The 24,181-nt window shown below is 66.2% G+C and carries 19 protein-coding genes; 10 read left to right on the plus strand and 9 right to left on the minus strand.

Annotation, left to right across the window (positions count from 1 at the left end; genetic code table 11):
• Nucleotides 1-65: 65 nt before the first annotated feature.
• Nucleotides 66-635 (plus strand): GNAT family N-acetyltransferase, encoded by a 570-nt coding sequence (locus D9M09_RS21310; protein ID WP_121670312.1) that lies wholly within the window; start codon nucleotides 66-68, stop codon nucleotides 633-635.
• Between the two features lie 82 nt (nucleotides 636-717).
• Nucleotides 718-2,292 carry an oligopeptide:H+ symporter gene (locus tag D9M09_RS21315; protein ID WP_070311781.1) on the plus strand — a complete coding sequence of 525 codons (1,575 nt, stop codon included), beginning with the start codon at nucleotides 718-720 and terminating at the stop codon, nucleotides 2,290-2,292.
• Nucleotides 2,293-2,402: 110 nt separating this feature from the next.
• Here the strand turns inward: D9M09_RS21315 and D9M09_RS21320 are convergent, their stop codons facing one another.
• A complete protein-coding gene (locus D9M09_RS21320) occupies nucleotides 2,403-4,034 on the minus strand; it encodes an alpha-D-glucose phosphate-specific phosphoglucomutase (RefSeq protein WP_121670313.1) in 1,632 nt (543 codons plus the stop codon).
• A gap of 168 nt (nucleotides 4,035-4,202) precedes the next feature.
• Between D9M09_RS21320 and D9M09_RS21325 the strand changes: the two genes are divergently transcribed.
• From D9M09_RS21325 to D9M09_RS21360, 8 genes are all read left to right on the plus strand, one after another.
• On the plus strand, nucleotides 4,203-4,697 hold the full coding sequence (locus D9M09_RS21325) for a sigma-70 family RNA polymerase sigma factor (protein WP_205602281.1): 495 nt from the start codon (nucleotides 4,203-4,205) through the stop codon (nucleotides 4,695-4,697).
• Nucleotides 4,698-4,705: 8 nt separating this feature from the next.
• Nucleotides 4,706-5,800: a FecR family protein gene (locus D9M09_RS21330; protein ID WP_121671185.1), complete on the plus strand. Its 1,095-nt coding sequence runs from the start codon at nucleotides 4,706-4,708 to the stop codon at nucleotides 5,798-5,800.
• An 85-nt stretch (nucleotides 5,801-5,885) separates the two neighbouring features.
• Complete coding sequence (locus tag D9M09_RS21335; RefSeq protein WP_121670315.1) at nucleotides 5,886-8,309, plus strand: TonB-dependent siderophore receptor; 2,424 nt, start codon at nucleotides 5,886-5,888, stop codon at nucleotides 8,307-8,309.
• 275 nt (nucleotides 8,310-8,584) lie between these two features.
• Nucleotides 8,585-10,846 carry a TonB-dependent siderophore receptor gene (locus D9M09_RS21340; RefSeq protein WP_162995762.1) on the plus strand — a complete coding sequence of 754 codons (2,262 nt, stop codon included), beginning with the start codon at nucleotides 8,585-8,587 and terminating at the stop codon, nucleotides 10,844-10,846.
• 59 nt (nucleotides 10,847-10,905) lie between these two features.
• Nucleotides 10,906-11,652, plus strand: coding sequence for a DUF4198 domain-containing protein (locus D9M09_RS21345; RefSeq protein WP_121670317.1), 747 nt, complete (start codon nucleotides 10,906-10,908; stop codon nucleotides 11,650-11,652).
• Nucleotides 11,653-11,654: 2 nt separating this feature from the next.
• Entirely contained in the window at nucleotides 11,655-11,990 is a 336-nt protein-coding gene (locus D9M09_RS21350) for a DUF3649 domain-containing protein (RefSeq protein ID WP_070289192.1), read from the plus strand.
• Nucleotides 11,987-13,609, plus strand: coding sequence for a PepSY-associated TM helix domain-containing protein (locus D9M09_RS21355; RefSeq protein WP_121670318.1), 1,623 nt, complete (start codon nucleotides 11,987-11,989; stop codon nucleotides 13,607-13,609). The genes D9M09_RS21350 and D9M09_RS21355 overlap by 4 nt, the downstream gene beginning before the upstream one ends.
• The gene (locus D9M09_RS21360; protein ID WP_121670319.1) at nucleotides 13,609-13,977 is read left to right on the plus strand and encodes a DUF3325 domain-containing protein; all 369 of its coding nucleotides are present in this window, start codon (nucleotides 13,609-13,611) and stop codon (nucleotides 13,975-13,977) included. The genes D9M09_RS21355 and D9M09_RS21360 overlap by 1 nt, the downstream gene beginning before the upstream one ends.
• On the opposite strand, the gene D9M09_RS21365 is transcribed toward D9M09_RS21360, so the two are convergent.
• The 8 genes from D9M09_RS21365 to D9M09_RS21400 form a co-directional block, all read right to left on the minus strand.
• Nucleotides 13,964-15,772 carry a putative bifunctional diguanylate cyclase/phosphodiesterase gene (locus tag D9M09_RS21365; protein WP_205602282.1) on the minus strand — a complete coding sequence of 603 codons (1,809 nt, stop codon included), beginning with the start codon at nucleotides 15,770-15,772 and terminating at the stop codon, nucleotides 13,964-13,966. The genes D9M09_RS21360 and D9M09_RS21365 overlap by 14 nt on opposite strands.
• 168 nt (nucleotides 15,773-15,940) lie before the next feature.
• Nucleotides 15,941-17,569, minus strand: coding sequence for a methyl-accepting chemotaxis protein (locus tag D9M09_RS21370; RefSeq protein WP_121670320.1), 1,629 nt, complete (start codon nucleotides 17,567-17,569; stop codon nucleotides 15,941-15,943).
• Between the two features lie 226 nt (nucleotides 17,570-17,795).
• Nucleotides 17,796-19,271 (minus strand): xylulokinase, encoded by a 1,476-nt coding sequence (xylB, locus tag D9M09_RS21375; RefSeq protein ID WP_121670321.1) that lies wholly within the window; start codon nucleotides 19,269-19,271, stop codon nucleotides 17,796-17,798.
• Nucleotides 19,272-19,288: 17 nt separating this feature from the next.
• Complete coding sequence (locus D9M09_RS21380; RefSeq protein ID WP_070289188.1) at nucleotides 19,289-20,179, minus strand: AraC family transcriptional regulator; 891 nt, start codon at nucleotides 20,177-20,179, stop codon at nucleotides 19,289-19,291.
• A gap of 35 nt (nucleotides 20,180-20,214) precedes the next feature.
• Nucleotides 20,215-21,351 (minus strand): ABC transporter ATP-binding protein, encoded by a 1,137-nt coding sequence (locus D9M09_RS21385; protein WP_121670322.1) that lies wholly within the window; start codon nucleotides 21,349-21,351, stop codon nucleotides 20,215-20,217.
• Between the two features lie 2 nt (nucleotides 21,352-21,353).
• Entirely contained in the window at nucleotides 21,354-22,394 is a 1,041-nt protein-coding gene (locus tag D9M09_RS21390) for an NAD(P)-dependent alcohol dehydrogenase (protein WP_070312830.1), read from the minus strand.
• Between the two features lie 10 nt (nucleotides 22,395-22,404).
• On the minus strand, nucleotides 22,405-23,232 hold the full coding sequence (locus D9M09_RS21395) for a carbohydrate ABC transporter permease (RefSeq protein ID WP_121670323.1): 828 nt from the start codon (nucleotides 23,230-23,232) through the stop codon (nucleotides 22,405-22,407).
• On the minus strand, nucleotides 23,220-24,110 hold the full coding sequence (locus D9M09_RS21400; protein ID WP_121671187.1) for a carbohydrate ABC transporter permease: 891 nt from the start codon (nucleotides 24,108-24,110) through the stop codon (nucleotides 23,220-23,222). The genes D9M09_RS21395 and D9M09_RS21400 overlap by 13 nt, the downstream gene beginning before the upstream one ends.
• Nucleotides 24,111-24,181: the final 71 nt, after the last annotated feature.

Below are 24,181 nucleotides of genomic sequence, written 5' to 3' on the forward strand. Positions count from 1 at the left end.
ATTAAGGATGGCGGCGGTGAACGGCAAGGTTTACTTTCTGGCATCGAAGCCCGATACTCGCCCACATGCCCGCCACCACCGTCCGCCCCCTGACGCCCGACGACGTTGCCGCCTACCGCGCGCTGCGCCTGGCCGGCATCGCCGAACTGCCCGCCGCCTTCTGCACCACGCACGCGGCGGAGAGCGGCTTGCCGCTGGCACGGATAGCCGAGCGCTTGCGCATCACGCCCCACCAAATAATATTTGGCGTTTTCGACGAAGAACAATTGATCGGCATTGCCGGCCTGCGCCGCGAACCGATCGCCGTCGTGCATGACAAGGCCAGCCTGTGGGGCGTATACGTGGCGCCGCAGGCGCGCGGGCGCGGCGCTGCACGACAACTGCTGCAGGCCGCCATTGCCCATGCCTGCGCCATCCCCGAACTGGCCCGCCTGCGCCTGGCCGTGGCGCAGGACAACCACGCGGCATTGACCCTGTACCTGGGCTGCGGCTTTACCGTGGCGGACGGCCCCGCATCGGACGGCATGCTGCAAATGCAGCTGTGGCTGCCGCGCCCGGCGTGTGCAAGTACAAGCGCAAGTGCCGAAAGTAATGTCTTTATGAAAATCAATACCTTACAAATCCCTGCGAAATAGCGGACAGGCCGTTTTTTCTGTTGCAAGCAAACGCGGCAGGCCTTAGCATCGCGGCTTACAAAAAAAACTTGGGGGAGAGCCAATGTCATCGGCCGAGACACAAACCGCCACGGGCAAAATGCCGCGGCAAATACCGTACATCATCGCCAACGAAGGCTGCGAACGCTTCAGCTTTTACGGCATGCGCAACATCCTGACGCCATTCCTCATCAGCACCCTGCTGCTGATGATCCCGATCGACCAGCGCACAGGCGAAGCCAAGCACGTGTTCCACACCTTCGTCATCGGCGTGTATTTCTTCCCGCTGCTGGGCGGCTGGCTGGCCGACCGCTTCTTCGGCAAGTACAACACCATCTTCTGGCTCAGCCTCGTGTATTGCGCGGGCCACGCCTGCCTGGCCCTGTTTGAAAACAGCGTCAACGGCTTCTATTTCGGCCTGTTCCTGATCGCCTTCGGCTCCGGCGGCATCAAGCCGCTCGTCGCCTCGTTTGTCGGCGACCAATTCGACCAGACCAACAAGCACAAGGCCAAGCTGGTCTTCGACCTGTTCTACTGGATCATCAACTTCGGCTCCTTCTTCGCCTCGCTGCTGATGCCGATGTTCCTGCGCGACTTCGGCCCGTCGATCGCCTTCGGCATCCCCGGCCTGATGATGCTGGCCGCCACCGTCGTCTTCTGGATGGGCGCCAAGAAATACGTGCACGTGCCGCCGGCGCCGCCGAATCCCGATTCGTTCACCCGCGTGGCCCGCACGGCACTGCTGGCGCGCGTCGACGGCGGTTCGCGTCCCGGCCTGTACGTCGCCTACGTGGGCGTGATCGGCGCCCTGTACGCGTTCTACAGCATTCCCGAATGGGGCTTCGTGATTTCCGCGTGTACCGCGCTGGTCTTGCTGCTGGCCTTCGGCAGCATCGGCACGGCCATGCAGCTGGAACGCGCGCGCGGCATCCACCCGGACGAAGCCGTCGAAGGCGTGCGCGCCGTGCTGCGCATCCTCGTCATCTTCGCCCTCGTCACGCCGTTCTTCTCGCTGTTCGACCAGAAGGCCTCGACGTGGATCGTGCAGGCGAACACCATGGAAAAACCGAGCTGGTTCCTGCCGGCGCAGATGCAGGCGCTGAACCCGATGCTGGTGATGCTGCTGATCCCGTTCAACAACCTGGTGCTGTATCCGATGCTCAACCGCTTCGGCCTGGAAGCGACGGCCCTGCGCCGCATGACGGCCGGTATCGGCTTTTCCTCGCTGGCGTGGATCGTCATCGGCTTGCTGCAGCTGGCCCTCGACAGCGGCAACGCCGTCTCCATCATGTGGCAGATCCTGCCGTACGCCCTGCTGACGTTCGGCGAAGTGCTGGTCTCGGCCACGGGCCTGGAGTTTGCGTACAGCCAGGCGCCCGTCTCGATGAAGGGCGCCATCATGAGCTTCTGGAACCTGTCGACCACGGTGGGCAACCTGTGGGTGCTGATCGTCAACCGCAGCGTCATGAATGAAGGCGTGATCGGCAAGATCGCCGAGAGCGGCATCAGCGTGACGGCTTTCCAGATGTTCTTCTTCGCCGCCTTTGCCGCCGTCGCCATGCTGGCCTTCGGCCTGTATGCGAAGCGCTACAAGATGGTGGACAACTACCGCCAGGCGGCTGTCCCGGGCAAGGCGTAATCATACAAGTAGGTTGGATTAGCCCAAAGGGCGTAATCGACAACGCTGCTGACAATGTCGTCGGATTACGCGTGGCGATGCCACGCTAATCCGACCTACGCGCCCTTTTTTTACGTCGTCACCGTCGGCGCGTCGCGCCCCGTGCGTGCGCGGATCTGCGCCACTTGCTCGGCCACGGCGATCAATCCCGCCAGCGCTTGCTGGGTCGGGATGTCATGCTGCGCGGGATCGGCCTCGTAGCGCTCCAGGTACAGGCGCAGGGTGGCGCCCTCGGTGCCCGTGCCGGACAGGCGCAGCACGATGCGCGCGCCGTCCGTCATGACGATGCGGATGCCCTGCTGCGTCGCCACGGAACCGTCGACGGGGTCCGTGTAGCTGAAATCGTCGGCCAGCGCCACCGTGTAGCCATCGAACTGCTGGCCCGGCAAGGCGGCCAGCTGGCCGCGCACGGCCGCCATCAGCTGCGCCGCGCCAGCGCTGTCGATGTCTTCATAGTCGTGGCGCGAGTAGTAGTTGCGGCCATACGTGGCCCAGTGCGCGCGCACGATGTCTTCCACCGACTGCTTTTTTTCCGCCAGCAGGTTAAGCCAGAACAGCACGGCCCACAGGCCATCCTTTTCACGCACGTGGTTCGAACCCGTGCCGTAGCTTTCCTCACCGCACAGGGTGGCCATGCCGGCGTCGAGCAGGGTGCCGAAGAATTTCCAGCCCGTGGGCGTCTCGTAGCAGGGGATGCCCAGCGCGCTGGCGACCCGGTCGGCCGCGCCCGACGTCGGCATCGAGCGGGCGATGCCGGACAAGCCCGCGCGGTAGCCGGGCGCCACGGCGGCGTTGGCGGCCAGGATGGCCAGGCTGTCCGAGGGCGTGACGTCGAAGCGCCGGCCGACGATCATGTTGCGGTCGCCGTCGCCGTCCGAAGCGGCGCCGAAGTCCGGCGCATCGTCGCCGGCCATGCGCGCGATCAGTTCCTGCGCGTTGACGGGATTCGGGTCCGGATGGCCGCCGCCGAAGTCTTCCAGCGGCACGCCGTTGATGACGCTGCCCTTCGGTGCGCCCAGCATGCCTTCCAGGATGGCCGTCGCATACGGGCCGGAAACGGCGTGCATGCCGTCAAAGCAGATGCGCAGGCCGCCTGCGAACAGGGCGCGGATGGCGTCGAAGTCGAACAGCTGCTGCATCAGTTCAGCGTAATCAAGCACCGGGTCGATCACTTCGACCGTCATCTGCTCGATGCGCACAGTGCCCAAGGCGTCGAGGTCGATGTCGGCCGCGTCGCTGATGCGGTATTCGATGATCGTTTGCGTGCGCGCAAACATGGCTTCCGTGACCTTTTCGGGCGCCGGGCCGCCATTGGCGATGTTGTACTTGATGCCGAAATCGCCATCGGGACCGCCCGGATTATGGCTGGCCGACAGGATGATGCCGCCGCTGGCGCCATGCTTGCGGATCACGCAGCTGACGGCCGGCGTCGACAGGATGCCGCCCTGCCCCAGCAGCACGCGCGCGTAGCCGTGCGCGGCCGCCATGCGCAGCACCGTCTGGATGGCCGCCCGGTTGTAGTAACGCCCGTCGCCGCCCAGCACCAGGGTCTGGCCGCGGCAGTCGCCGAGCGTGTCGAACACGCTTTGCACGAAGTTTTCCAGGTATTGCGGGGCGCTGAAGACCGCTACCTTCTTGCGCAAGCCCGAGGTGCCGGGCCGCTGGCCGGCCATCGGTGCCGTATTGATAATTTGAATAGCCATCTTGCCTCCCTATTAACTTCCCATGTTAACCGATGCCCGCCGCCCGACAAAGCGTTGTACGCCTGCCACGGTGCGGCAAGCCGCTTAACGCCGCATCCTGGCATATCGTATAATGAGAATCATTCTCATATGCGGCATTCCTGGCTGCGGACTCAGACATCGGACGCCGTGGTTGCACGCTATTACCAAGAACTGTTGAACTTTTGCTGGCGCAGCTTGCGCAACCGCGAGGCTGCCTTGGACCTGGTGCAGGAAAGCTATGCGCGCGTGCTGGGCGAACAGGCCGTGCGCGAACCGCGCGCGCTGCTGTACCGCACGGCGCGCAACCTGATGATCGACCAGCACCGCCGCGCCGCCCTGCGCCAGCACGAGGCACTTGACGCGCTGCCGGAAGCGGCGCATCCGGCAGGACCGCTGCATTTGCAGCCGGAACAGGTGCTCGAAAGCAGCCGGGACTGGCAAGCCTGCGTGGCCGCCATCGACGCCCTGCCGCCCCGCTGCCGCGACGCCTTCGTGCTGCACGTCTTCGAGGAATTGCCGCACGCGCAGATCGCGGCGCGCATGGGCATATCCGTGAGCATGGTGGAAAAACATATCGCGCGCGGCATGCTCAGTTGCCGGGCGCAGTTGCTGCAGTTGCATTCCTTGCGCAAAGCCACATAATGGCGCCCATGACCGCCCGCCCGCCCCGCCATGAGTTCGGCCCCTCCGCCCAGGAGCAGGCGGACTTGCGCGAGTACGCCGCTTTTACCGCCACACAAGACCCGGCAGCGCTGGCGGCCGCCACCTGGTTCAGCCGGCGCGGTAACCTCGATGCGCAACAACAGGCCGAGTTTGCCGCCTGGCTGGCGGCCGATGCGCGTCACGCCCAAGAATATGCGCAGCTCAAAGACACGCACCGCGCCGTGCGCCGGATTCCCGCGCACGTCGCCGCACGCTGGACGGTGCCCCCGGCTTCCCCTGCGCCAGTGTCCGCGCCCCGCCGGCACTGGCTGCGCGCGCTGCCGTATGCGGCCGCCGCCATGCTGCTGCTTGGCGTGGGCGCGGGCGGCTACCAGTGGTGGCAGCAACCCACGTTCAGCCAGTCGTATGCGACGGCGCGGGGCCAGCGCCTGGCCGTCGCCCTGCCCGACGGCAGCAAGGTGCAGCTCGACACGGCCACGCAGCTGCACGTCACCGTGTACCGCCAGCGGCGGGAAGTGCGCCTGGCGCAGGGCGAAGCGCTGTTCCAGGTGCAATCAAAGCAAGGGCAACCGTTCGACGTGCTCAGCGGCCCTTTGACGGTGACGGTGGTGGGTACACAGTTTGCCGTGCGCAACACCCTGGCCCAGGACGGCCAGCTGCGCGTGGCCGTGCAGCATGGCCACGTGCGCGTGGCCGGCGCGCGGCAAGAGCAAGTCGACCTGACGGCCGGCCAGGGCGTCAGCAGCGATGCCGGCGGCCGCCTGTCGGCCGTCGCCAGCCTGGCCCCCGGCAGCGTGGCGCCGTGGCGCGACGGCAGGATCACCTTCGACAACGTGCCGCTGGGCGCGGCCCTGGCCGAGTTCGAGCGCTATGGCGACACGGGCCTGCTCGTGCGCGATCCGGCCGTGGCGCGCCTGCGCATCGGCGGCAGCTTCAGCCTGACCCAGCTCGACCGCTTTGCCGCCGCCCTGCCCCAGCTGCTGCCCGTGCAGCTCGTGCACAGCGGCACTGCCAGCGAGATCCGCATGGCGGCAACAATGCCTGCGCAGGCGCCCGCCATGCATCTGCAACAAAATAAATGAAAATAAGTCGCATTCGCAGGTGAGGATTTTATCCACTGCCGCGTCTACCAGGTGTATCGACAACAAGTAACCTGGAGAATGCCGCATGTGGTCCCCCCGCTTCAATCTGCAACCTGCCCCCCTCGCCCTGGCCGCCATGCTGGCCCTGGGCACGCTCAGCGCCGCACAGGCGCAAACTTTGCCCACCGTCACACTGGCCATCGCCGCCCAGCCGCTGGGGCAAGCCCTGAATGAACTGGCGCGGCAAGCCAATCTGCAACTGCTGTTTTCGCCCGACCTGGTGGCCGGCAAGACGGCGCCCGCCATCAACGCCATGCTCAGCGTGCGCGACGGCCTCGATCGTCTGCTGGCCGGCAGCGGGCTGCAGGCGTCGATCGACGGCAATGCCGTCATCATCAAGGCGGCGCCCAAGGCCACGGGCGAAACGGCGACCCTGTCGGAAATCACCGTGACGGCCAATGGCGAGCGCACGGCCACCAGCGAAGGCACGGGCGCCTACACGACGCGCGCCGTGACCCTGGCGGGCACGGAACGCGCGCTGCGCGACACGCCGCAATCGGTGTCCGTCGTCACGCGCCAGCAGATGGACGACAAGAACCTGTTCACCTTGGACCAGGTGCTGGAGCAAAGCACGGGCCTGACGCGCATGAACCGCAGCTTCGGCTCGCATGAATTCCTGTCGCGCGGCAATGCCCTGTCTTACCTGATCGATGGCATGCCCGGCATTTCCGACAATGCCACGGGATGGCTGATCCCCGACATGGCCGTGTATGACCGCGTCGAAATCCTGCGCGGTTCGGCCGGCCTGATCGTCGGCGCCGGCACGCCGGGCGGCGTGGCCAACCTGGTGCGCAAGCGCCCGCGCGCCGAAGCCCATGCGGACGTGACGGCCACCGTGGGCAGCTGGAACCAGCGCCGCATCGAACTCGACGCAGGCGCGCCGCTGAACGCGGCCGGCACCGTGCGCGGGCGCGCGCTGGTGGCCTATGAAGACCGCGATTACTTCTATGACGCGGCGCACAGCCGCATGCCCCTGTTCTACGGCATCGTCGAGGCGGACCTTGACGCCGCCACCACCGTGCGCGCCGGCGCGCGCCGCCAGCACACGGTGACGGACGGCTACTGGCTGTTCGGCCTGCCCCGCTACAGCGACGGCGCGACCTTGCCCGTGCGGCGCTCGACGTCGCTGGCGCAGGACTGGAACCGCCACGACGCCACCATCGGCGAACTGTTCGCCGACCTCGAACACCGTTTTGGCGGCGACTGGAAGGCCAAAGTTGCCCTCAACCGCACGTATGGGGCCTTCGACCAGCAGGCGGCCATCGTGCGCGGCAGCATAGCCCCCGCCACGCAGCAAGGGGCGCGCCTGTACTCGGTCAACTACCGCAAGCAGGATATCGTCACCACGGGCGTGGACGCCAACGTGGGCGGCAGCTTCCAGGCCTGGGGCGGCAGGCATGAGGTACTGCTGGGCATGAATGCCTCGCGCGCCGTCACCGACGATCATGCGGCCTCGACCTCGCCCGGCCTGCCCTTCGACGTCTTCCATCCGAACAATACGCTGCTTGCCCGTCCCCCGCATCCGGCCTGGGACGCGCTGCCGCACCTGAACGAGCAGCACTACGGCGCCTACGCCAGCACGCGCTGGGAACTGCGGCCTGACCTGCATCTGCTGCTGGGCGGCCGCCTGAGCTGGTTCGACAAGCAGACCACGGGCAAGCTGGAGACCGACCCCGTCAGCCGTTACAAGGAAAGCCGCGAATTCACGCCGTACGCGGGCCTGGTCCTCGACCTCGACAAGCGCTGGTCCGTGTACGGCAGCTACGCTAGCATCTTCCAGCCGCAGAGCCTGTACTACACGCTGGGCGGACAACCGTTGAAACCCGTCGTCGGCGACACCTATGAAGCGGGCGTGAAGGGCGAGCTGTACGACGGCCGCCTGAACGTGGCGCTGGCCGCTTTCCGCATCGACAAGCGCGACACGGCCGTGTACGACGAGGCCAGCAACGACGATTGCCTGAAGTGGGACGTGACGGGCAGCTGCTACCGCAATGGCCGCCCCATCCGCAGCACGGGCATCGACGCGGACGCCAGCGGCGAAGTGCTGCCGGGCTGGCAGCTGTCGTCCGGCTACACCTACAACATCGCGCGCGGCGAAGGCGACGAAACGCCGCCCACCGTCACGCCCAAGCACATGCTGCGCGTATCGACCAGCTACCGCCTGCCCGGCGCCTGGAACCACTGGACGGTGGGCGGCGGCGTCTCGGCGCAAAGCGGTTATGTCTACCGGGCCGATGACAATCCCGACGTGCGTTTCCGCAATGGCGGACGCGCGGTGTGGGACGCGCGCGCCGCGTATATTTTCAACCGCCACTGGAGCGCCAGCCTCAGCATCGCCAATGTAACGGACAAGACCTACTGGGCCGCCACGGGTGAATTGCGCCGTGGTAACTACTTCGGCGAACCGCGCAACATCATCCTCACCGTGCGCTACACGCCGGCGCTGTAAGCGCCCGCGCAGCCAGCATCGCGCGCCACGGCCGCCCCCAGTACCGGGCGGCCGTGCGCGTTTACAACATCGCACTCTTGCATGTCTCACAACCCCGCACTATAATAAGAATAGTTCTCATTCACATTTAGACTCGCCGGAGTCTGCACGCAGTCGCCTGGCTGCCATATGGCTGGATGACACGCTGCGCCAGCCAGGCACCACCGCCAAGCAAGCCTCCCCTACAAAAAAACGCCCGCCGTCCGACGGCAGGCACACGAGAAGAAGGATGTTTCATGGCGCGAGCAGTTTCGCTGGCCGGCATGGTGGCCAGCCCGTTTTCCCCAACCGTTGGCAATGCCGCCCTGCGTCCGCTGGCCGCCGCCGTACAGGCGGCATTGCTGGCGGCGGCGCTGGGCGCAGGCACGGCGCTGGCCGCCGATACGAGCGCCAAGCCGGAGGAAGCCACCCTGAGCGAGATCAAGGTGCAGGCCCAGCAAGACAAGGCGTCGACGGAGCACACGGGCTCCTACACCACCAGACAGATGGCCACGGGCACGCGCATGGGCCTGTCGATGCGCGAAACGCCGCAATCGATCTCCGTGGTGACGCGCCAGCGCATGGACGACATGGGCTTGAACAGTCTGGCCGAGGTGCTGGTGCAGTCGACGGGCGTGACGGTGCAGGAAAACGATAGCGAACGCACGAGTTTTTCCGCGCGCGGCTTTTCCATCGGCAATTACCAGATCGACGGCGTGGCCGTCAATTCCGGGTCCAATGCGCTGTTCGACACGGCCATCTATGACCGCATCGAAATCGTGCGCGGCGCCACGGGCCTGGTCAGCGGCAATGGCGATCCGTCGGCCACCATCAACATGCTGCACAAGCGCCCCGGCAAGGAATTCGCCGCCTCGGCCGGCCTGACCGTCGGTTCCTGGAGCAAGGTCCGGCTCGAAGGCGACGTCAGCGCACCGCTGAATGCCGATGGCAGCATCCGCGGGCGCGTCGTCGTGGCCGGCCAGAACCGCCATTCCTACATGGACCTGTACAAGGAACGCAAGCTGGCGGGCGCCGTCATCGTCGAGGCGGACCTGACGCCGGCAACGTTGCTGACGGCCGGCATCGACTATCAAAAGAACACGCCGAAAGGCACGAGCTGGGGCACCACGCCCCTGTTCTTCTCGGATGGCACGCCGGCCAACATGCCCCGCTCGTTCAATATGGCGGCCAAGTGGAGCAGCTGGGAGCGCGAGTTCCAGAACAAGTACGTCTACCTCGAGCACCGCTTCGCCAGCGACTGGAAGCTCAAGGCCGCCTACGGGCGCCTGGACAGCTCCTCGAACGGCAAGCTGTTCTACGGCGGCAGCGGCTATCCGAAACGCGATGGCAGCGGCCTGGAAGTCTGGAGCGGCGCCTTCCCCTACGAGGAAAAGCAGGACAATTTCGACCTGTCGGCCAATGGCAGCTTTCCCCTGTTCGGCCGCCGGCACGACCTGGTGCTGGGCGTGAACGGCTGGAAGCGAAAGGGCACGACGAATGAAACCTTGCTGCCCGATCCGCTGCCGTTCGCCACCACCATCCCCGACTTCCGCAACTGGACGGGCGACGTGCCCGAGCCGGCGCTCACGCGCACGGGCGCGCGCGACGTCGCCACCACGAAACAGTCGGGCGCCTTCATCGCCACGCGCATCAACGTCGCCGACAGCGTCAAGGTGCTGGCCGGCGCGCGCGTGTCGAAGTGGGAAACGTATAACGACCGTTACGACACCCAAGGCCGTTTTGTGAAGCGCAGCTCCGCGTATAAAACGGACGACGTCGTCACGCCGTATGCGGGCCTGGTGCTCGACGTGAGCAAGAGCACGTCGCTGTACGCCAGCTATACCGACCTGTTCAAGCCGCAAAACCTGAAGGACAAGAACAACGCCTTCCTCGACCCGATCACGGGCAGCAACGTGGAAGCGGGCGTGAAGAGCGAATTCCTCGACGGCGCCGTCAATGCCTCGTTCGCCGTGTATGAGGCCAAGCAGGACAATCTGGGCGAGGAAGACAAGTCGGTGCCGCCGACCTTCGTGCTGCCGGATGGCAGCCGTCCGTATATATCGACGGGCAAGGGCACGAAAAGCAAAGGTTACGAAGCAGAAGTGTCGGGCAGCCCCTTGCGCGGCTGGCAGCTGTTCGCAGGCTACACGCACAGCAGCTCGAAGACGGGCAAGGGCGTGGTGACCAACACCATCCAGCCGACCAACATGCTGCGCGTCTCGACCACCTACCGCCTGCCGGGCGAGCTGCAAAATCTCACCATCGGCGGCGGCTTGAACTGGCAGAGCGAGATCTGGACGATGGCCACCCTGCCGAACAAGAGCAAGATCCGCGTCAGCCAGGGCAGCTACGTGCTGGCCAACCTGATGGCGCGCTACCAGATCAGCCCGAAACTGTCGGCCAGCCTGAACGTCAACAACCTGTTCGACAAGACGTATTTCCGCCGCGTGGGCTTCTATAACGGCGGCTATTACGGCGAGCCGCGCAACGTGGCGCTGAACCTGCGCTACCAGTACTGATGCACCGCCGGCCGCTTTTTCCACTCACATAACAAGATAAGCAAGATAAGGGATACACCATGCACATCGCTTCCATCGCGCGCCCCCGCGCCCTCGCCACCGCCCTGCTGGGCGCGGCCCTCGCTTGCGGCAGCGCCAGCGCGCACCAGATCTGGCTGCAGCAGGACGGCAAGGCGGCCAGCGTGTACTTCGGCGAATTCGGCGACAACCTGCGCGAAGCGTCGCCCGGTCTGCTGGACAAGTTCAGCATCAAGAACGTGACGTGGCTGTCGGCCAAGGGCGCGCAGCCGCTGCAGGCGAGCAAGACGGCGGGCGCCTTCCTCCTCAATGGCAAGGTGGGCGCCGGCGAAAGTATCATCGTCGAGGAAAACGCCTACCCGTCATGGGAAGAGAAAAAGGATGGCAAGACCACGCGCACCGTGTGGGTGCCGGCCGCGCGCCTGATCGCCGACGGCAAGGCGCAAGCACCCGCGCTGACCCTGGACCTGGTGCCGACCGGCACACCGGGCCAGTTCCAGGTCAGCTACCAGGGCAAGCCGCTGGCGCAGGCCAAGGTCAACGCCGTGGTGCAGTCGGGCTGGGGCAAGGAAGCGTGGAGCGATGCGCAAGGCCTGGTCAGCTTCCCGCTGCCATGGCAAGGCACGTATGTGCTGGAAGTGCAGCACACGGACAAGACGGCCGGACAGCGCGGCGCGCAAACGTATGACAAAGCCATGTTCGTGACCACCCTGAGCCTGGTGCAGCCGCAAGGCGTGACGTCGCTGCCGGCCGGCCCAGCCCAGCCGCCGAGCAAGGATCACGACTGACCATGCAAGCGCCTGCCATCATTAAAATGCCGCGCCTGCGGCTCTCCGCCGGGGTCATGTACCGCCTCGGCGTGGCGTCGCGCAGCGTGGCCGCCATCGCTGGCGGCTACGTGCTGGCCGCACTGATCACCATGCTGCTGTCGGTGAGCCTGCCCATGGCCCGTTCCGAAGCCGTCATGACGGCCACCCTGCTGTCGTTTGCCATCTACACCTGCGCCGTGATGTGGGTCTTCGCCACGCGCAGCGCCCTGCGCGCATGGCTGGGTCTCCTGATTCCGGCCGCCGTCATCGCCGCCATCCTGCAGTCGATGGGCGCACTATCCTGGAGTCTCGCATGAAAGAAGGTTTCCGCCAGTCGATGGCATGGCTGCACACCTGGTCCGGCCTGCTCGTCTGCTGGATCCTGCTGCTGGTGTTTTGCGCCGGCACGGCCAGCTACTACCGCAATGAAATCACCTTGTGGATGCAGCCCGAGCTGCACGGCGCCGCCGCCAGCGAAGTGAGCACCGAGGAAGCGGCCAAGGTCGCGCAGCAGGCGATGCAGGAGCGTGCCGACGGCGCCACGCGCTGGTTCATCAGCTTGCCCGGCGAGCGCAGCCCCGCCACGCAGCTGGGCTGGAGCAAGCCGTCGCAACCGGGCGAAAAGAAACGCGGACGGCGCGGCAATTTTCATAGCGAAAAAGCCGACCCGGCCACGGGCCAGGTGCTATCGAAGCCGCGCGAGACGCGCGGCGGCGAATTCCTCTACCGCCTGCATTTCGACCTGCACTACATGTCGGCCATCTGGGGCCGCTGGATCGTGGGTTTCTGCGCCATGTTCATGTTCGTCTCCATCATCAGCGGCATCGTCACGCACAAGCGCATCTTCAAGGACCTGTTTACCTTCCGGCCGAAAAAGGGCCAGCGCTCATGGCTCGACGCGCATAACGTGACGGCAGTGCTGGCCCTGCCCTACCACATCATGATCACCTACACGGGCCTGGTCACCCTGATGTTCCTGTACATGCCGTCCGGCGTCACGGCCGCCTACAAGGGCGACCAGGACGCCTTCTTCGCCGAAGCCTTCCCGGGCCGCTCGGGCGACAGCAAGCCGGCCGGCGTGGCCGCGCCGCTGACGCCGATCGCGCCCCTCGTGCGCCAGGCGGAACAGCATTGGGGCGGCAAGGTCGAGCGCATCTCCGTCAATCACCCGGGCGACGCCAACGCCACCATCACGCTGACGCGCGCCGGCGGACGCGACATGTCGTCGAAGCAGCCATCGATGGAATTCGACGGCGTGTCCGGCAAGCTGCTGTCGACCGACGGCGAGGCGCAGCCTGGCGCGGCCGCCACGCAAGGCGTGATGGTCGGCCTGCACGTCGCGCATTTCGGCGGCCCGCTGCTGCGCGCCCTGTTCTTCCTCTCCGGCCTGGCCGGCTGCGCCATGGTCGCCACGGGCGCCCTGCTGTGGGCCGTCAAGACGCGCCAGAAGCAGGCCAAGGCGCTGGCCGCCGGCAAGCGCGCCAGCTTCGGCCTGCGCCTGGTCGAAGCGCTCAACATCGGCGCCATCGCCGGCATCCCGATCGCCTTCGGCGCCTACTTCTGGGCCAACCGCCTGCTGCCGGCGGCGATGGAGGAGCGCTCGAAAGAGGAAATCGCCTGCTTCTTCGGCGCCTGGGCCCTGGCCGCCATCATCGCCCAGCTGCGCCCGTCGCGCGCCATGTGGCGCATGCAGCTGGCCGCCGGCGCCTTCCTGCTCGCGGCGCTGCCCGTGCTGAACGTCTTGACCACCCATTCGCACCTGGGCGTGACCCTGTTCCTGGGGCGCGGCCCCGTGGCGGTGGCCGCCTTCGACCTGGTGGTGCTGGTGCTGGGACTGGGCCTCGCGTATGCGGCGTTCAAATTGAAACCGCTGCCCGTGAAAGCCTCCAAACCAGCACCGGCCAAGCCGGCGCCGACGACGATGGAGGCCGCGTGATGGAACTGTTAGCCAATTTCCTCGTCTTCGCGCTGTGCTACGCGGGCCTGTCTTCGCTGTGCCTGGCCATGGACCGCCACTACGCCGACCTGCACGGGCGCGGCGCCGAACCGCCCGCCCCGCTGCGCCGCCGCCTGCAGTGGACGGGCTGGCTGGCCCTGGCGGCGGCCCTGGCCTGGGCCATGCACCTCGCCGGCGGCGGCTATGGCCTCGTCTACTGGGTCGGCAGCCTGACGGGCTGCGGCTTGCTGCTGATCTGGCTGCTGCCGTATGCGCCGCACCAGGCCATGCACCTGGCGCGCGTCATCGGCGGCGCGGCCGTGCTGGCCGCCGTGCTGCTGGCGGCGCTGTCCGTCAGGCCGGGCTAGGCGACTTGAGCAGCGCCTCGATGCCCTCGGGCGCCATGGCGCGGCCGAGAAAATAGCCGAACGCCTCGTCGCAGCCCATCTCGGCCAGCAGTTCCAGCTGCTCGCCGCTTTCCACGCCGCCGGCGATGGTGCGCAGTCCGAGCGTGCGCGCCATCGCCACGATGGCGCGCACCATGGCGCCATCGCCGCCCGGCTTGTCCAGGTCGTCGATGAAACACTTTTCGATCTTCACGGCATCCGTGGGAAAGCGTTTCAGGTAAGTGAGCGAAGCGTCGCCCGTGCCGAAATCGCTGATGGCAATCGCCATGCCCAGCTGGCGGAACTGGCGCAGTATCAGCTCGCAGTTCTGGTTGCTGTCGATCAGGATGCCGGCGGCGATTTCCAGTTCGATGCAATGGCCCGGCACGCCGGCCGCCTGCAGCGCGGCGGCGAAATTGCGCGCGATATCGCGCTGGTAGAACTGGCGCGCCGACAGGCTTACGGACACCGTCAGCATCTGCCCCTGCGCAATCCAGCCGCGCGCCTGCTCCACGGCCGTGGCCAGCACCCAGGCGCCCACCGGCAGGATCAAGGCGCTTTCCTCCAGCACCGGCAAGAAGTCGAGCGGCATCATCAAGCCCAGTTCCGGGTGCTTCCAGCGCAGCAGCGCCTTCACGCCCGTGATCCTGCGCGTCTTCAAGTCCATGCGCGGCTGGTAGAACAGGGCGAATTCATCGCGTTCGAGCGCGTGGCGCAGGGCCGTCTCGAGGATGGTGCGCGAATACGACTGCGTCTGCATGCGCGGCGCATAGCGCTGGCAAGTGCCGGGGGCGTGGCGCTTGGCCGCATACATGGCCAGGTCGGCCTTTTCGATCAGCGCATTGACGTCGTCGTCGTCGTCCGGATACAGGGCCACGCCCACGCTGGCCGCCACCGACAGGCTGTACTCGCCGATGACGAAGGGCGCGGCGATGGCGGCGACGATCTTTTCGGCCACCCGTTCGGCATCGTGCGCCGTGCGCAGTTCCGTCAGCAGGATGATGAATTCGTCGCCGCCCTGGCGCGCCACCGTATCGACCTTGCGCACGCACTGCTGCACCCGGCGCGCGAACTCCGTCAGCACCTGGTCGCCCACGTCGTGCCCCAGGCTGTCGTTGATGGATTTAAAACGGTCGATGTCGACGAACAGCACGGCCAGCAAACCCTGGTGGCGGCGCGCGTAGGCGATGCCGTGCTCGAAGCGGATCTGGAAATGCAGGCGGTTCGGCAGTCCCGTCAAGCCATCGTGGTGGGCGATGAATTCCAGCTGCTGCTCGGCGCGCCGGCGGGCCGACACATCGTGCAGCAGCAGCACCGCGCCGCCCTGCGCCAGCGGCGCGCAGCTGTACTGCACGTCGATGCGCTTGCCGTCGAGATGGCGCAGCAGCACGGCGCCGCGCGCCACTTCCAGCACCTCCTGCCGCGCCACGCAGTCGCGCACCTGGCGCGCCGCATCGACGGGCGTGCCGTCATGGAACAGCGGCAGCAGCCCGGTCACGGGCTGGCCCAGGCCAGCGTCGCCCAACAGCCCGCCCATGGCGCTGGCGCGGGGATTCAGATACCGCACCACGCCGTCGTGGTCGGTGCCGATGACGGCCGCCGGCAAGGCGTGCAGCAGCGCCAGCGCCTCCGCCATGCGCCGCGCCTGCGCCGCCTGCAGCACCGCGCCGGTCGCATGACGCATGCGCCACGTGCGCGCCGCGCGCCACTGGCAGGCCAGCAGCACGGCGAGCACCATGGTCAGGGTCAGGCACAGCGCCAGCAGCAGCGCCGTCATGCGTCACCCGGCAGGCGGAACGTAGGGAACATGGTTTTCCTTTGCAACGCGCGCCATGCGGCCGGGCGCAGATACATGCTGAAAGGAAATAGTATAAGAATTTTGGCGCGATATTTGCCTGATCGGGTGCCGCTTGACTGGCATCAAGCGGCGCAGGGCACGCCGGCTTCAGGCCAGCGACAGCTTTCGCGCCATGGCGGCGCCCGCCGATGCGGCCACACCGGGCGTGCCGTGCAGCTTGAAGATGCTGACGGCGTCGGCCAGGCTGGCCGCCTGCTGCTGCAGCGCGTCCGCGGCGGCGGCGGCCTGCTCCACCAGGGCCGCGTTCTGCTGCGTCACGCCATCCATCTGGCTGATGGCGATGCTGATCTGCTCGATGCCGTCGCGCTGTTCCACGCTGGCCACGGCGATCTCGCCGATGATGGCGTTGACGCGCTGCACGCTGCTCACCACCTCATCCATCGTGCGCCCGGCCTGGCCGGCCAGCACGCTGCCCTCTTCCACCGTGCGCACGGATTCGCCGATCAGCTGCTTGATTTCCATGGCCGCCGCGGCCGAGCGGTGCGCCAGGCTGCGCACTTCGCTGGCCACGACGGCGAAGCCGCGTCCCTGCTCGCCCGCGCGCGCCGCTTCCACGGCCGCATTCAGGGCCAGGATATTCGTCTGGAAAGCGATGCCGTCGATGACGGCGATGATGTCGACGATGCGCTTCGAGGAGGCATTGATATGGTTCATGGTTTGCACCACCTGCGCCACGGCCGCGCCGCCGCGCTGCGCCACGTCGGACGCGCCGCCGGCCAGCTGGCGCGCCTGGTCGGCGTTGTCGTTATTCTGCCGCACGGTGGTGGTCAGCTCGATCATCGAGGCGGCCGTTTCTTCCAGCGAACTGGCTTGTTCTTCCGTGCGCGACGACAAGTCCATATTGCCGCTGGCAATTTCACCGGACGCCAGGGCGATGGCGTCCGTGCCGACGCGTACCCTGCCGACGATGGCGGCCAGGTTGCCGCTCATCGCTTTCAGCGCACGCAACAGGTCGCCGATTTCATCGCGGCTGCCGCCGGCCACCACGGCGCGCAGGTCGCCGGCCGCCACTTGCTGGGCGATGCCGACGGCCGCGCCCAGCGGCACCGTGATGCTGCGGATCAGCCACCACACGGTAACGCTGCCGACGACCAGGGTCACCAGCACGGTAACGAGCATGGCGATGCTGGCGCTGCGGTGCGCGGCGTCATCCTGCTCCTTCATCTGCGCCATCAGGCCGTGCGACTGCTTGCCGATGGCCGCGACGATGGCGTCGATCTGCCGCGTCGGTTCGCGGTCCATGCCCTTGACCAGCGCATCGACCGTCTGGGCGCTGTCGGCGCGCGCGCCGTCAAATTTTTGCAGCGCCGCCAGGTAGCTCACGCCCAGCGCATCGTGCGCCTGCAGCGCACGCTCGACGGGCGCCGTATCGAGTTTCAATGCCTCCATCATGGCCTGCAGGCCTTTCAATTCCTTGCGCGTCTGCGCGCCGCTGGCGACGAACGCTTCGCGGTAGCGCTGGAAGGCGGCCGCGTCGCCGCCGCGCAGCAGGATGTTTTTCCATTCCTGCACCTGGATCTTGAATTCCACCTGCGCGCTGCGCGCCGCGTCGACGGCTTCCGTCAGTGCCACGGAGCGCTGCATGGCTTCGTTGCTGCGCGCGCTGGCCGCGTCGAGCGCGCTCCAGCCGCGTGCGCCGACGAACACCAGCGCAAGAAAGAAGAAGGCGCCCAGCAGACCCAGGCGGACGGAGATTTTCAGATTCGCGAGTTGCATATGTTTCTCCCGGCGGCAAGAACAGGATGGCAACAAAGGCGTCGCCAAATCTATCCAATTCCCACCAAACAGGGAAATCATGCGGCCCGCCCCGCGAAAAACCAAGCGGCGCTTTCGCTAGAGAAACACTTTCAACATAGAAACAACAAATTACACGGGAAGATTAACTGTCTGGCCATATTCCCGCCGACGCAGCATGGCCGGGCCGGCAATCTTGCCGGCCACGTCAGCGCGTTGCCGCCGCCGCCCCCGCGAATTCTTCGCGCAACAGCGGATACAAACGCCGGTAGCGCGCCAGGCGCTCGTCCAGCACACCGGAGGCCTGCGGCGCCACCGTTTCCTGCACGGCCGGGCGCGTGCACACTTGCGCAGGCGGCAAGCCCGTCGCCGCCATCTGCGCCAGGCGCGCCGCGCCCAGGGTGCCGCCGGCCACGCCGTGATCGTGGCGCAGCACGTGCAAGCTCGAGGCATTTGCGCACAGCTGGGCCCAGAAGCGGCTGCGCGAGCCGCCGCCGACGAACGACGCTTCCTTCAGATGCGTGCCGGCGCTGCGCAGGGCCGCATTGCCGTCGGCCATGGCAAAGGCCACGCCTTCCATCACGCTGTAGGCCAGTTCCGCGCGCCCGTGTTCCGTCGACAATCCGAAAAACACGCCGCGCGCGGAAGCGTCGTTGTGCGGCGTGCGCTCACCGCTCAAATACGGCAGGAAGACGGGGGCCGTGCGCGCCTCGACGTTTTCCGCCAGCGTCACCAATTCGCCGATGTCGTTCGACTGCGTCAGCCGCGCCACCCAACTGAGGCTGGACGCGGCGCTGAGGATCACGCTCATCTGGTGCCAGCGCTCGGGCAGGCAATGGCAGAACGCGTGCACGCCCTGGCCCGGATTGGGCGCGAAGCCGTCGCTGCCGGCGAACAGCACGCCCGAAGTCCCCAGCGACAGCAGGCCGGCGCCCGGCTCCACCACGCCCAGGCCGACAGCCGCCGCGGCGTTGTCACCCGCGCCGCCGGCCAGCACGACCGCGTGCGCAATGCCCCATTCCTGGCACAGCGAGGGGCGCACCTGCGCGGCGGCGGCGCTGCCTTCGACCAGGCGCGGCATGTGCTCACGCGTGAGGCCCGTGGCGGCCAGCATGCGTTCGGACCAGTCGCGTTTGGCCACGTCCAGCCACAGGGTGCCGGAAGCGTCGGACATGTCGGACACATACTCGCCCGTCAGGCGCAGGGCCACGTAATCCTTGGGCAGCAGGACCTTGGCCGTGGCGCGGAACAGCGATGGCTCGTACTTTTGCAGCCACAGCAGCTTGGGCGCCGTGAAACCGGGCATGGCCTGGTTGCCCGTGATGGCGCGCGACTCGGGCACCAGCGCTTCGAGTTCCACGCATTCGGCAAAGGCGCGCGTGTCGTTCCACAGCATGGCCGCGCGCAGCACGTGCTGCTGCTTGTCGAGCAGGGTGGCGCCATGCATCTGGCCCGACAGGGCGATGCCGCGCAAGCCGGAAAACGCCACCGGCTGCGCGGCGCGGATGGCGGCGATCACGTCCAGCGTGGCATGCCACCAGTCTTCGGGATTCTGCTCCGACCAGCCGGGATGGGGGCTGGAGACGCGCAGGGTCACGCCAGCGCTGGCAAGGATGGTCTGCGCGTCATCGGTGAGGATGGCCTTGACTTCGGAAGTGCCGATATCGATACCGAGATAAGTCATTTGATTCCAAAAGAGAGTTAAGAATGGCCGTCGCCGGACGGCTCGGGCATGTTCATCAGCAGGCAGGAGCGGAACTTCGACGGCGACATCTGCTTGTGGGCCAAAAACTGGCGGTTGAAATTGGAAAGGTTGTTGAAGCCCGTGCGGTAGCAGATATCGGTGACCTTCATGTCCGTGTTCATCAGCAGCTCGCAGGCCAGCGCGATGCGCTCCTGGTTCACGTATTGAATGAACGAGGTGCCCGTATGCTTGCGAAAAAAGCGCGTAAATTTCAAGGTGTTCATCTCCGCCACGTCGGCCACGTCCTGCTCGCAAAAATCGAGCGTGATGTTCTGCTTGATGTAGGCCAGCACCAGGTTGATGGTCGACGACATGTAGCGGCCCGCCTGCGCCAGATAGGTCACGCTGGCCAGGGGCCGCCGCTCGCGGCACTCGCACAGCTCGCCGAACAAACGCGTAAACAGTTCGACGCGGCGCAAGCCCTGCGCCGTCGTCAATTCCTTCATCAGCGGCACCAGGCGCAGGCCCAGCGCATCGGGAAATTGCAAGCCCCTGGCGGCCTCGCCCAGCAGGCTTTTCAGGGGCGCCATTTCCGGGAACAGCAGCGCGCAACGTTCGATGAAATCGCTGGAAAACTGCAGCACCAAATCGCGCTCGGGCAGCACCACGCCTTCCGGCAGTTCGCTGACCCAGTTATGCGGCAGGTTCGGCCCTGTCAGGATCAGATTGCCCGCCCCGTAACTGCCGATATGGTCGCCGATAAAAAATTTGCCGTTCGATGTGATGATGAAGTGCAGTTCGTACTCGGGATGAAAATGCCATTTCGCCACGGTGTGCGGAAAGCCGTGCGCCCACGCGCGAAACGATTCGTGGATCGGTTTGTGGATCAGTTCCAGGTCAGGCGTCACGGCAGTTCCCTTGCGCGGTCTCGTTGCCAGCTATTCTAACCACTTACCTGAGTACCGACCGCCACGGCCAGCCCGCTGTCGGCGTCGAACAGGTGCATGTGCTCCTCGTCGAAGGCCAGCGCCAGGGTCTGCCCCACCTGCGCCGCGCTGTTGGCCGCATTCGCCGGCAGCAGGGCCGACAGGCTCAAGGCGCCGCACTGAAAGCTGATCAGCGCTTCGGCGCCCAGCAGCTCGACCAGGTCGATCACGCACGCCAGGCCATGCGTGCCTGACGGCTCCCGCGTTTGTGCCTGCGCTTGCGCCGCGCGCAAGTGGTTCGGGCGCAGGCCGAAGACCACGCGCGCACCCGCCTGCAGCGCCGCGAAGCGGGGCGACGTCAATGGCCAGCGGTAGCCGGCGCACACGAGCACCGTTTGCCCGCCGTCTTTTTCGACGACGCCATCGATGAAGTTCATGGCCGGCGTGCCGATGAAGCCAGCCGCGAACAGGGTGCGCGGATGGTTGTACAGTTCCGCCGGCGTGCCGATCTGCTCGATATGCCCGCCCTTCATCAGCACCACCCGGTCGGCCAGAGTCATGGCCTCGAGCTGGTCGTGCGTGACGTACAGGGTGGTGGTGCGCAGGCGACGGTGCAATCGCTTGATGTCGGCGCGCAGCTGCGCGCGCAGCTTGGCATCCAGATTCGACAGCGGTTCGTCGAACAGGAACACCTGCGGCGTCTTGATCATGGCGCGCGCGATGGCCGTGCGCTGCTGCTGGCCGCCCGACATGGCGCGCGGCTTGCGTTCCAGCAGGCTGTCCAGGCTGAGGATGGCCGCCACCTCGCGCACGCGGCGCTCGATCTCGTCGTTCGGCACCTTCAAGCGGCGCAGGCCGAAGGCGATATTGCCGTACACCGTCATGTGCGGATACAGCGCGTAGTTCTGGAACACCATCGCCACGTTGCGCGCGCGCGGCGGCAAATCGTTGACGATGGCCCCGCCGATCAACAGCTCGCCGCCGCTGATGTCTTCCAGGCCCGCGATCATGCGCAGCAGGGTCGACTTGCCGCAGCCCGAAGGCCCCAGCAGGACGATGAATTCGCCGTCGGCGATCTCCAGGTCGAACGGCTGCAGCACGGCCGTCTTCTGGTCATAGGTCTTGTGCAGCTGCCTGCAGGCGATATTTGCCATGATCAGTCTCCTGCCAGTTCGATTTGTATCTTGACGTCGCGCGGATGGCCCTGGGCCGCTTCCTCGAACGCCTGCACGCCGTCGGCAAAGCCGAAGGTGCGCGAAATGAAGGGTTTCACGTCGATCTTGCCCGAGGCGAGCAAGGCGATGGCGCGCGGGAAGATGTTCGCGTAGCGGAACACCGACTCGATGCGCACTTCCTTGGCCTGGATGGCGACGATATCGAAAGGCACCTTATCCGGCGGCATGCCGACCAGCACCAGGCAGCCGTTCGGGCACAGCAGGTCGACGATGTGCTCGTAGGCGCGCATGCTGCCGCTGGCCTCGAAGACGATGTCGGCGCCCCAGCCATCCGTCAGCACGCGCACCGTGTCGGCCAGGCTGGCCTGGCGCACGTCGACCGTGGTCACGGCCGCGTTATCGGCGAACAGGGCCAGCTTTTCCGGCACCAGGTCGGCCAGGATCACGCGCGAGCAGCCGCCCGCCAGCGCCGCCAGCGCAGTCATCGCGCCAATGGTGCCGGCACCGATGACCACCGCCACGTCGCCCGGCTTGATGGCCGCCTTCTTGGCCGCCTGCAGGCCGATGGCCAGCGGCTCGACGATGGCGCCTTCGCCGAAGCTGACGTTGTCGGGCAGCCTGAAGGTGAATGCGGCAGGATGCACGACGTACGGCGTGAGGCAGCCGTGGATGGGCGGCGTGGCCCAGAAGCGCACGGCCGGGTCGAGGTTGTACAGGCCGCGCATGGTGGCCGGCGAGTCGAACTGCGGCACGCCCGGCTCCATGCAGACGCGGTCGCCCGCTTTCAAATGCGTCACCTCATCCCCCACTTCCGCGACCACGCCGGACGCTTCGTGGCCGAGCACCATCGGTGCTTCGACGGCGAAGGGGCCGATCTTGCCATGTTTGAAATAATGCACGTCGCTGCCGCAGATGCCGACAGTATGAATCTTGATCTTCACGTCGCGCGGGCCGACGACGAGCGGCATGTCGATGTCGCGCAAGGTGATTTTTTCCGCCTGTTCCAATACGAGTGCTTGCATGATGAATTCCTTATTTATGTTTGAGCATGGAGTTGAGCAGCCGTCCCAGGATGCCGACGAACAGCAGCGGCGGCAGCGCCAGCAGCACGGTGGAAGCGTTCACCACGCCCCACGGCACTTCCTGGCCCATCGAGGTAAACGCCGACGCCACCACGGGCAGGGTCATGCTTTTCGACGAGGTGAGCGCCAGCGCGATCATCAGTTCATTCCAGACCAGCACGAAGCTGAAGACGATGCCGCCCATCAGGGTCTTCGAGGCCACCGGCAGGGCCACGTGCCAGAACACCTGGTAAGGACCGTAGCCGTCGAGCGCGGCCGCTTCCTCGATCTCCTTCGGAATGCGGGCAAAGGCGGGAATCGACAGCCAGATGATGGTCGACAGGGTCACCAGCAGATACGTCACCACCATCGACAGGCGCGAGTCGTACAGCCCCAGGTCGATCCAGATCGAGATCAGCGGGATGGCGACGGCCACGGGCGGCAAAAAGCGCAGGGACAGCAGGAAGAACTGGATATCCTTCTTCGCCGGAATCGGATAGCGGGCGATCGCATACGCGGCCGGCACACCGAGCACGGCGCCCAACAGCACGGCCACGCCGACGATGGCCACGCTGTTGCCCAGTCCCGTGAGTACCTCGGGGCTGGCCAGCACCTGCTGGTAGTTGGCCAGGGTCGGGCTGAAGAAAAAGCGCGGCACGGGCGTGACGATGTCCATCAGCTCCTTGAAGGAATTGAGCACGGCCCACAGGATGGGAAACAGCGCCACCAGGATAATCACGGTGGTGATGGCGGTGGTGGTGACGGCGCCAACGCCGCGCGTCAAAGTCAGTTTTCCCATTTGGCGACCCGCTTCCAGAGTAGAGTGAAGATGACAGTCGTGGCCAGCATCATCAGCACGGCCATGCTGGACGCGTACGACACCTTGCCCATCAGGCCGATGCCTTGCGCGTAAGCGTACATGTCCAGCGTTTCGGTGGAGATGCCGGGGCCGCCCTTGGTCATCACGTAGATCAGGTCGAACGAGCGCAGCGACTCGACCATCTTGATGAACACGAGGCTCATGATCGGCACCTTCAGCATCGGCAGCGCGATGTAGGCATACACCTGGAGCGTGCTGGCGTAATCGAGGCGCGCCGCTTCCAGCGGTTCGGCGGGCAGGGTTTCCAGCAGCTTCAGGATGACGGCGCCAAAAAACAGGCCCCACTGCCAGATATCGACCAGCGCCACCGCATACAAGGCCGTGGCAGGGTCGGACAGCAAGGCCGTGCCGCCCATGCCCACGCATTCGAGCAGCCAGTTGAGGATGCCCATCAGCGGCGAATACATGAACTTCCAGATGAAGGCGGCCGACACGCGCGGCAGCAGCACGGGCACGATCAGCAGCAGCGCGAGAAGATCGCGCGTGCGTCCCTTGACTTTCTCGAACAGGAACACGGCCAGCAGCACGCCGACGAGCAGCGAGCCGGCCACGGTGACCACTTCCCAGATGGCCGATACCTGCACGGCATTGAGGAAGCGGCGGTCGCCGAACAGGCGGATGAAATTGGCGAAGCCGACGTAGTCGCTGTCGCTGTAGCGCAGCACGCGGTTTTGCAGGGCCAGGTTGATGGCGGCGATGCTGGGCACCAGGCCCAGTACCAGCAGGACCAGCAGCGGCAGCGTCAGGAACACGGCCGGCAGCCAGGTGTGGCGTTTCTTGCGGATGGTATGCGGCATGGTCATGGCTTTCAAACGAGAACGGACAAGCGCTGGCGTTACCCCAAAAGCAAGAGCTGGGGTCAGACCCG

This window comes from Janthinobacterium agaricidamnosum (assembly GCF_003667705.1).
Taxonomy (GTDB): Bacteria; Pseudomonadota; Gammaproteobacteria; order Burkholderiales; family Burkholderiaceae_D; genus Janthinobacterium.

Excerpts from the sequence above, each read along its gene's own strand:
- D9M09_RS21330 (WP_121671185.1), top strand. The coding sequence starts at position 4,706 with ATGACCGCCCGCCCGCCCCGCCATGAGTTCGGCCCCTCCGCCCAGGAG.
- D9M09_RS21385 (WP_121670322.1), bottom strand. The coding sequence starts at position 21,351 with ATGGCAAATATCGCCTGCAGGCAGCTGCACAAGACCTATGACCAGAAG.
- D9M09_RS21315 (WP_070311781.1), top strand. The coding sequence starts at position 718 with ATGTCATCGGCCGAGACACAAACCGCCACGGGCAAAATGCCGCGGCAA.
- D9M09_RS21370 (WP_121670320.1), bottom strand. The coding sequence starts at position 17,569 with ATGCAACTCGCGAATCTGAAAATCTCCGTCCGCCTGGGTCTGCTGGGC.
- D9M09_RS21395 (WP_121670323.1), bottom strand. The coding sequence starts at position 23,232 with ATGGGAAAACTGACTTTGACGCGCGGCGTTGGCGCCGTCACCACCACC.
- D9M09_RS21310 (WP_121670312.1), top strand. The coding sequence starts at position 66 with ATGCCCGCCACCACCGTCCGCCCCCTGACGCCCGACGACGTTGCCGCC.
- D9M09_RS21365 (WP_205602282.1), bottom strand. The coding sequence starts at position 15,772 with ATGACGGCGCTGCTGCTGGCGCTGTGCCTGACCCTGACCATGGTGCTC.
- D9M09_RS21390 (WP_070312830.1), bottom strand. The coding sequence starts at position 22,394 with ATGCAAGCACTCGTATTGGAACAGGCGGAAAAAATCACCTTGCGCGAC.
- xylB (WP_121670321.1), bottom strand. The coding sequence starts at position 19,271 with ATGACTTATCTCGGTATCGATATCGGCACTTCCGAAGTCAAGGCCATC.
- D9M09_RS21355 (WP_121670318.1), top strand. The coding sequence starts at position 11,987 with ATGAAAGAAGGTTTCCGCCAGTCGATGGCATGGCTGCACACCTGGTCC.
- D9M09_RS21345 (WP_121670317.1), top strand. The coding sequence starts at position 10,906 with ATGCACATCGCTTCCATCGCGCGCCCCCGCGCCCTCGCCACCGCCCTG.
- D9M09_RS21335 (WP_121670315.1), top strand. The coding sequence starts at position 5,886 with ATGTGGTCCCCCCGCTTCAATCTGCAACCTGCCCCCCTCGCCCTGGCC.
- D9M09_RS21320 (WP_121670313.1), bottom strand. The coding sequence starts at position 4,034 with ATGGCTATTCAAATTATCAATACGGCACCGATGGCCGGCCAGCGGCCC.
- D9M09_RS21340 (WP_162995762.1), top strand. The coding sequence starts at position 8,585 with ATGGCGCGAGCAGTTTCGCTGGCCGGCATGGTGGCCAGCCCGTTTTCC.
- D9M09_RS21360 (WP_121670319.1), top strand. The coding sequence starts at position 13,609 with ATGGAACTGTTAGCCAATTTCCTCGTCTTCGCGCTGTGCTACGCGGGC.
- D9M09_RS21400 (WP_121671187.1), bottom strand. The coding sequence starts at position 24,110 with ATGCCGCATACCATCCGCAAGAAACGCCACACCTGGCTGCCGGCCGTG.
- D9M09_RS21350 (WP_070289192.1), top strand. The coding sequence starts at position 11,655 with ATGCAAGCGCCTGCCATCATTAAAATGCCGCGCCTGCGGCTCTCCGCC.